The sequence below is a fragment of the Janibacter corallicola NBRC 107790 genome, from assembly GCF_001570965.1.
In the GTDB taxonomy this organism is placed as follows: domain Bacteria; phylum Actinomycetota; class Actinomycetes; order Actinomycetales; family Dermatophilaceae; genus Janibacter; species Janibacter corallicola.
Map to the genome: position 1 here is coordinate 1 of NZ_BCSR01000090.1, position 966 is coordinate 966.

Annotated in this window: 1 pseudogene; it reads left to right on the plus strand. The window is 67.5% G+C overall.

The annotated features are described in order from the left end of the window. Nucleotides 1-51: 51 nt before the first annotated feature. Nucleotides 52-952, plus strand: a pseudogene (locus JCO01S_RS15575) (IS5 family transposase). Nucleotides 953-966: the final 14 nt, after the last annotated feature.

Below are 966 nucleotides of genomic sequence, written 5' to 3' on the forward strand. Positions count from 1 at the left end.
CTAGGGCGTGTCTGCCAAAGATTGCGACGCGGGGCCGTCAGCGTGGTGGGCATGGTTCGTGATGGCGTGATCAGTGACGAGTTGTGGGACGTCCTGGAGCCGGTACTGCCGACGAATGTCGGGCGTCGTGGGCGTCCGTGGAATGATCACCGCAGAACGTTGGAGGGCATCGTCTGGCGGTTCCGTACCGGTTCGCCGTGGCGTGATCTGCCGGCGGAGTTCGGGCCGTATCAGTCTGTGTGGCAACGGCATCGACTCTGGTCGACCGATGGGACCTACGAGGCGATGTTCGCCGCGGTCCGGGAGCGAGCCGGGCTCGGGCAGGAGGACATGGAGGCGATCCTCTCGATCGACTCCACCAGCGTGCGCGCCCACCAGCACGCAGCCGGCGCCCGGCATGACTCTGCCGCCGATGAGGGCACAGGGGGCAGGAGCGAGTCACATGAATTCGCGCGCGGTGCCCGGGGAGCCGCCTGACCACGCGCTGGGCCGCTCCCGTGGCGGGTTGACCACGAAGGTCCACGCCCTCGCGGACCTCTCCTGCACCCCGGTGCAGGCGCTGCTGACCGCGGGGCAGGCCGGGGACAACCCGATGCTCGCGCCGTTGATCGATGCCCTCGACGAGGCCGGGCACGAGATCGGCTTCCGACTGCTGGCGGACAAGGCGTACTCCCACCCGAGTACGCGAAACTACCTGCGAGGCAGGCGGATCAAGCACACCATCCCCGAACGGCGCGACCAGATCGCCCACCGCAAGAACAAGGGTTCCAAGGGCGGACGACCCCCGGGATTCGACGCCGACGCCTACAAGGAGCGAAACACCGTCGAGCGCTCCTTCAACCGGATCAAGCAGTGGCGTGGCCTGGCCACCCGGTACGACAAGTACGCCGTGACCTACCTCGGTGGAGTGCTCCTGGCGATGCTCATCCTGACCCACCGCGCACGGAGTTAGCAGACACGCCCTAG